Source organism: Methylomonas sp. BG-2 (assembly GCF_057766305.1).
In genome coordinates, this window is sequence record NZ_JBYMAP010000027.1 from 19,548 (window position 1) to 27,090 (window position 7,543).

Genomic DNA, 7,543 nt, shown 5'->3' on the forward strand with positions numbered 1-7,543 from the left:
GACGTCTGCTCCCTAAGCCTAAGTTTCCAGCCAATGATCTAAGCCTTCGGCTCGCAGTTGCTCGGCGAGTTGTTGCTGAATGCGCCGGGCCTGCATCAACAATTGTTCGTCCACATCCGCATCGAACATAGCCGGCGCGTCCTGCCAGCCATTCATCTCGCACAGCGTATCGCTGAGCTTTTCGATTGCCGCCGGATCGAGGTGGCTGAACAACAAACGCAGTTCCGGCAAGGCCGATAAGAAGCGGTCTTCGTCCCAGCCGGCGAGCAGGCGGTTCAGCAAGGCCGGTAGACCGTGTGTATCGTTATGCAGCAAACAATGCGGCGCCACGGTGATCACCGCGTTGACCGCTTGGTAAGCGGCTTCCGGGTCGTAGTCGAACAACTTGCGCAGTGCCGTAAACAATTCCTCAGGATTTCCGTAGCCCAGTTCCGCCAGCAAGGCGAGACAGGCATAGCGCAAGGCTGCGCTCAGTTCGCCGTATTCCGCCAGCCAATGCAATCTAGCCCTCCAGACATTTTGCCAGGCGTCGGCCAGCGCTTCGGCGCATTCGCGGGTGATTTCCTGGATTTGCAGCAACAAGCGCAAACCTGCCGAAGTTTGCAGCGTGTTGAGCATCGGCAGCATAAACATCAGCTGTTGCCAGGCTTGCTCGACCACTTGCCGGATAGGCTCAGCGTATTGTTCGAACAAATCGCCTTGGTGTTGGCGCAGGCGCAGCAGTAACAGCAGAAATTCCGCCAGTTGCCCGCAATCGCTGCAATCGTTTAGCTGGTTTCCGATCTTCCGCCACAAACCCTCGGCTAAATCCAAACGCTTCATCAGCAACAGTTGCACGAAAAACACCTGGTGTTCGGCGAGGGTTTGATCTTGCAATTCGGCCAGTTTTTCTTGGATGCGTTGGTTCAACAAGCTTTGCCAATCCGGCGCCGTCAGACTCAAATCGACCAACCTGGCTTCCACCCACGGCGTCCAGGCGTACTGCCACTCTTCGCTGCGCAAATGCAGATGCACGGCGTGCTCCCAGTCGGGGCCGGCGGTTTTCTCGGCAAAGTCCAAACCGATAAACCGGCATTCATACAACAGCGCCAAGCGTTCATGGTCGCGTTGCCGGATATTGAAGGTGGTGGTGACTTTGGTGGTTTGCGCCAACTTGAAGCGGGCGCGTTTCAGCAGGCCGTAAACCTCGTCTACCAGCGGCAGCGGCGGTAAATCGCTGCTGACTTGTCCCAAACGGTCGCCGGCGAGCAAGCGGCAGGCCTGTTTCAGCAAAGGTTCGTCGCTGGCCGAATCGTGTTTGATCAACACGCTACGCAGGCCGTCCAATATATCGTACAAACCCGGCCAGGCATGGCCGCGCAACTGCTGTAATTGCGTCACCTGGTAAAAAACCGCCTGTTTCGCGGCGGTATTCATCTGTTGCCGAAACAAGGGGGATTGATGCAAATCGGCCAGGACTTGCAGCAGTAATTCGGCCGCAACTTCGTCATCCGGTAAGTCCGAACGCCGCTGCAACAGGCGTCGGTAAAAACCGGGTACCGGCATGCCGGCGTTATAACCGCTTAAGGCGTCGAGACGGTCTTCGCTGTAGCGCACCAGCCAACTGGGGCTTTCCGACTGCGATTTGGCGGACGATGCACCTTGCCAGTCGAGCAGGGCATAGGTGTGGAAACCGCCGGTTACCACCACGTAGCGTTGACCTGGCTTGGCATGGCGGGCAATTTCGCCGCGCATGAATCGCTCGCGTTCGGCATCGCCGGAATCGGCGATGGCTTGCTCGCTGTAAGTCAAACGGGCGGCGGTGCAATAATCGAACACCTGGCTGAAAAATTGTGCCGGGCTGTCGAAGCGGTGTAGCTCGAACCAACGCTCCCATAATTCGTCGCCGTGCCGGCAGCGCGTTGTTCGGACCAGTTTTTGGATGAATTCGCTGTGTTGCAAATACGCTTCGCGCAGAAAGCTGATGCCGCCGTGTTCCCGTGCTTCCCGCTGCCAGGCCTTGTCGGCCATCGGTAAATCGATAAAATGCAGCCCCTTGTTGTGTTGCCGCCCCCAGCGCAGCGCAACCCACTCCGGGCTGGTATCGTACAAAGGGTAAAAACTGTTTTGGCCGTACAACGCGATCGGCGGCACGGTCTGCTCGTCCAACAGCGTTTCGAGCTGGCGATTGAAATCCACTGCGCCTTCGATCAATATTGCGTCCGGCTGAACGCTGTCCAGCAATTGCCGCAAATAAATACTGCATGCCGGGCTGTGGTGCCGGATCGGCGCCCAATGAATGCCGTCGTCGCCAACGAATTTGGCGCGGGCGGCCTGGAGTTGCGGAGTCAGGTTGTCTTCTATCATCGTGACAAGTGGGCGCGCATTGGGGACGTCATCCGTTCTTGCCGAAACGTTAACCGCCCAGCCACAACTTATTACCCGCCTCGAAAAATCCTTTCCAGCGTCCGTCTTTTTTGGCGCGGTCGCGCACCACCGCGTCCAGATAATGCGCCAGCTTTTTGCGGTCGTCCTGTTTGTCTTTCAGAATGCTGCCCTGCATTTGTTCGGCGACCTGCGAGCTGCATGGCCGGCTGCCCATGTAGTGGTTTTGCAGGCAGCAGGCATAGGCGATGTTGACGGCTTCGGCGGTCGACAGTACCGCATCGAGCGCTTTGACGGCGGCCTGTTTTTCGCCGCGCAATTCGTTGAAGGCGGTAACCAGTACCTCCAACACGTCGTTGTCCATCGCCGATTCCAGCGATTGCCGCGACAGTTTTTCGGCAACTTGCTGGCGGATCAGGCGTTTTTCCAGTTCCACATCGCGGATCGGATAGACAGTTTCGAAATTGAAGCGCCGCTTCAATGCGCTGGACATTTCGTTGACGCCGCGGTCATGCAGGTTGGCGGTGGCGATCAGATTGAATCCTGGCTTGGCGGCTGTGACGCGGGTCAGTTCGGGCAGCATGATTTGCTTTTCCGACAATAGCGAAATCAACGCGTCCTGAATTTCCTGCGGACAACGCGTGACCTCTTCGAAGCGCGCCAGCGAACCGCTGTGCATGGCGCGATAAATCGCGCTGGGTATCAATGCATCGTCGCTCGGACCGTGCGACAACAACAAGGCGTAATTCCAGGAATATTTGATGTGCTCTTCGGTGGTGCCGGCCGTGCCTTGCACGATTTTTTGCGAATCGCCGCTGATCGCCGCGCTCAGCAGTTCCGACAATAGCGATTTGGCGGTGCCCGGTTCGCCCACCAACAGCAAGGCTTGATGGCCCATCAAGGTAACGATGGCGCGCTCGACCAGCGCATCGTCGCCGTAAAATTTCTGGCTAATACCTAATTGCGCATTGCCGATCACGAAGTCCCTCACCGCTTGCCCCGATAGTTGCCAGCCGGCTGGCTTGGGGCCTTTATCCTGTTCGCGCAGGATTTGCAATTCCTGTTGAAACAGCGATTCGGCGGCTTGTTTGATTGCTTCGGACATTTGCTTTTCCCCGTTTACCATGGCGATTTTTGCCGCCAATCGGCATCGAAGCTGCCTTTGGCGGCGACGGCTTCATAATCCAGCATGGCTTCGAAAAGTAAACTGCGCGGTATGCCGTGCAGCGGTTTAAAGCTTTCCTCGCCAACCCAGCCGCGCTGGTCCGGGCTGATGAAGGTTAGTTGGTACAAAACGGCTACGACGTTTTCCTCTGGCAGGCAATTGCCGCTGAACTCGATCATCACGCGCAAATTCAAGGAGGCGAAATCTTTGTAGTAGTGGGTAAAAAAGCCGCCGTCTTCCGCCGCCGCCCGCTGGTAGCCGCGCTTGGTCAATACGCCGCGCAGCGTAAAGCTATCGGTCATCCAGCCTTGATGGTAATCCAACTGCTTGCCGGCAAGCTCGGCATCGGTCAGTTTATGTTGCGGCAAGTTGAATTGCTCGAACAAGGGTTGCAATTTTTCGTCCTTGAAGTGCTTTGCCCAGGCTTTCGTTTCCTCTTGCGGCAATTGGCCGGCATGGGCCACGCTGATCCGGGCGTCGTCGGCCAAATCGTAGGTTTCGTCATCCAGGTCGATCAGTTCTAACTCGGCGGTCGGCCGTAAGCGGCGCGATTCCCCGTTTGTTTCGACTTGCCAAACCATGCGTTGCAGCAAACGCTGCATCAGCGGGTGTTCCAGCAGATAAGTCCGCCATTCGACACCTTGCCAAACACGGCCGACGCACATAGCTTCGTACAAACGTTGGCTTTGCATTTCCTGCACTTGCTTGAGTTCTTTTTTACTGTTGGAGGAATCCGCCTTGGCCTGTTTGACCGCTTCCGCGTCATCGTCCTGGCGCGGAGTCGGCAAGGTTTTGAGTACTTTGCCGGCCTCGTTTTCCAGATTGACCGTTAGGTCGTTGTTCAGCTTCAACACTAGACTGCGCGAACCGTAGGACAGCCGTTGCGTGCCGTTGCTTTCGAAGCCGGCGGTGGGAATGGTGCGGTCGGCCAATTCGTCGTGGCTCCAGCCATTCCTGGCGGCAATAGCGGTAACCAGTTCCCTGGCCGTTTCTTGCACGGACTTGGTACGGTGGCGCCGCGCCACGGCGAGCAGCAATTGGATGACGGTCGGATCGTTGTTGTTGGCCAATGTGGTCAGCAAGGCTTCGATCTGCGCGCGCCGCGTGTAATGATCTTTCATATAACGCTTCACGACCAGTACCGCTTCGGCCGGTTCGGCATAGGCCGCCAGCGCCAGGATCCCTTTTTCGCAGATTGCCGAACCTAAATACTCCGCCTTTTTTTGGTTGAATAACTCGCGGTAGGCATCATCCAAGGTTTTATCCACATATTGCTTACCCCAGTCGGATTTCGCCCACTTCTGCCAGTTGTCGAATTGTTGCTGTTGGTGTCGCTTGGCAAAGGCATGTGCCGTTTGGTCGTCGGGATTTAAGGTATCCTGGCGGATGAAGGCATGCACAATAAAGCTACCCAAGGCCTTGCGGCTGTTGCTATCCAGTTGCCGCAGGTATAAATCCAAAAGGGGGTTGCCCTCCGGTTGTTTAAGTTTGCAGGCCAAAGTCAGCCACCATTTCAAAATAGCCTTGTCTACCGTTTCGCCGCTAACCCATTTGAGTGCCGGCAGCGCGTCGAACGGAAACCAGGCCAGTCCTTTCGGCAGCGCTTTTTTTAAATTGTTTTGGGCTTCTTTCAACAATACGGCAGGCGCCAGATAAGCGCTGATATCGCTATCCAAGTCGTGCAGCGCCGCGAGTAAAATGGCCGTGGCCGCCGGGTGCGTTTCCTTTTTCAAGGCTTTTTGCAGTTCTGGAACGGCTTGTTTCAGTTTTAGTTCGGCAATCCAGTCGGCTGCGACAATGCGTTCGTCGACTTTTCCCGAACTCAAGGCGTCTATGATGCGTTGCGGCGCTATGCCGTACTGGCCCAGTATCTCTCGCGCCAACGGACCGTAAGTTTTGCCAGGCGACAAGGCTTGTTGATACAGCACTTGCAGATAGGTTTCCGGAATCACTGGAAATTGCGCGATAACAGCCATGCCGCGGGCGAGTTCGAATTTACTGTATTTGTTTTCCCGGTTTTCCAGCAGACCGAATGCTTCTTTGAGATAGTCGTCGTTCTCCGCGAAGAACGGCCAGATCGCGATGCCGTAGGTATCCGGCAGGCCGGCATCGGTGTTCCAATTATGAATCAATAGCCATTGCGCCAGTTTGCGGACGTCGCCACCTTGTTGGCGAATCAACTGCGCCAACTGACGTAAATCGGTAATGACGCCGGGATGGGCGGTAAACCAGGCCCTGGCACGGGCCATCTGGACGTCACCCTGAAAAAAACGCACCAAATGGATGGCTGTGAAATCGGCATCGGACAACGAGTTAGCTTTAAGACACAATTCTTTGAGCCGGGTAAAATCCCTGTCGGTTTGTTTTCCCGTCAATTGTTCGAGCCCTTGTTGTATCCGTTGCGCCAACCCAGGTTGTGTCGAGCTACCCAGCAATGCGTCCAAATCGCGTCGAATCTGTTCGGGCTTGTAATCTAACCAGTGTTTATAGGTTTTCTGTTGCCAGTCGTACTTGGTGTTTTGCGCGAGGTTTCGCGTCCGCTCTTCTTCGGCGGCCCGTTGGTAGGCCGTGAGCGATTTGGCATATTGAGCCATTAACTTTTCCAACCAGTGATTGGGAATGGCGGCGTCTGTAGCCAGCGGAACCCATTCCGGCAACTCCAGCTCGGCCTGGGCCGTGTGCTGGGCAGCGGCCTTGTTTGCCAATGCCTGGCCGATGATTTCCCGAATGGCCTTGCTGGGCTCGGCACTCTGCCACTTTTCCAACAAAGCGACAGCTCCGTCGCCGGCCAGAACCGGCAACATCGGCACCAGCGTTTTACGAGCGGTATTGTCGAAGGCAAGGTAATGGTCGTCCAAATAAGCCAAAAACTTTTCCGAGCTTAATTTCGGAATCAACAACATCGCCGCTTGCCGCACTTGTTTGCTGTTGTCGCCGAGCAGGGCGACTACCACCGCCAGCACGGCATCCAAGTTATTCTGGGGCAGAAGACATTCCGCCAACACGCCCCGCCCCGAAAAGTGCATAGTCGCCACGCCGGCCGTAATTTCCGGATCTTGCAGCATTGCCGGCCAATCGAAACGCTCCGCCAACTGTCTAACGAAATTGCAATACCAATTATTTTCCCTGCGCTCCAACAAAACCGGCAGCCACTGCGTTACGCGTAAATCGTTTTGTTGGACTAAAGATAAAAACCAGCGTTGACCGTAATGGCTCGGCAGTTCGTTGCGATGGCCGCTTAAGGTCCGTAACAGATTCAACTCGGCGATCAAGACCGCCAACCAATCCGGCACTTCCGCTTGATAATGGCGCTGGATATTGTTCATATCCGCGCAAGCGGCCATGACCACGCCCATGCGACGGGCTATTCCGATATCGGCCAAGAGATTGGATCGATACAGTTTTTCGAAGTTCTCGTAAATCTTGGCGAGCTTCTTGCGCTGTTCCTCCGTTAATTGGTAGTTCCCGTAGGGGTTGCGCGGAGCGGAAACACCAGCCGCCAGTAATTGTTCGCGGCTGAATTGTCCCAAACGCGCCGGGATCGAGCTATCGTCCCCAGTAAGAATATAACGGGCAATGGATTTGGAAATCCCTTTTTCGTGTTCGTCTAACAACGTAAAACACGTATGAACATCGGATTGACTATTGAACATGTGCTTGTCCCTAAGTTTTTATTGCCTTCGTTTTGGCGCTGGTTGCAGAAATTGAAATGCGGGCTGCGTATGACAGTTGATTATTGACACAGTAAGTCGAATAAAGATTACGCGTTTAAGGCGGTAGCCGAAAACTCTCGAGTGGAGTCGAGTCGAAATAGACTAGCACAAAAGATCTGTCCCGAAGTGAAGAGTTAGGGCAACGTTGTTGATTTTGTGTTCTAGCTAAGGAATATCTTACGCATCAATCATGGTCCACCAAATATCCTCTTCTGGTTATTTGGCTTATTTACTTGACTTTTTTGACAGTATTTATTTTTATGCCGCATTTATTCAATTTAATTCGAACTTTTTAGCTGTA

At 54.8% G+C, this 7,543-nt stretch carries 3 protein-coding genes; all 3 read right to left on the reverse strand.

What is annotated here, in order from left to right; translation table 11 throughout:
- Positions 1–18 precede the first annotated feature (18 nt).
- Genes AC3B8H_RS04310 through AC3B8H_RS04320 form a run of 3 tightly spaced genes read right to left on the reverse strand, consistent with a single transcriptional unit; the run spans position 19 to position 7,182 of the window.
- The gene (locus AC3B8H_RS04310; protein ID WP_488440387.1) at positions 19–2,346 is read right to left on the reverse strand and encodes a DUF5682 family protein; all 2,328 of its coding nucleotides are present in this window, start codon (positions 2,344–2,346) and stop codon (positions 19–21) included.
- 49 nt (positions 2,347–2,395) lie between these two features.
- Entirely contained in the window at positions 2,396–3,469 is a 1,074-nt protein-coding gene (locus AC3B8H_RS04315) for an ATP-binding protein (RefSeq protein ID WP_488440388.1), read from the reverse strand.
- A 14-nt stretch (positions 3,470–3,483) separates the two neighbouring features.
- Positions 3,484–7,182, reverse strand: coding sequence for a DUF4132 domain-containing protein (locus AC3B8H_RS04320; RefSeq protein WP_488440389.1), 3,699 nt, complete (start codon positions 7,180–7,182; stop codon positions 3,484–3,486).
- Between the last annotated feature and the right edge of the window lie 361 nt (positions 7,183–7,543).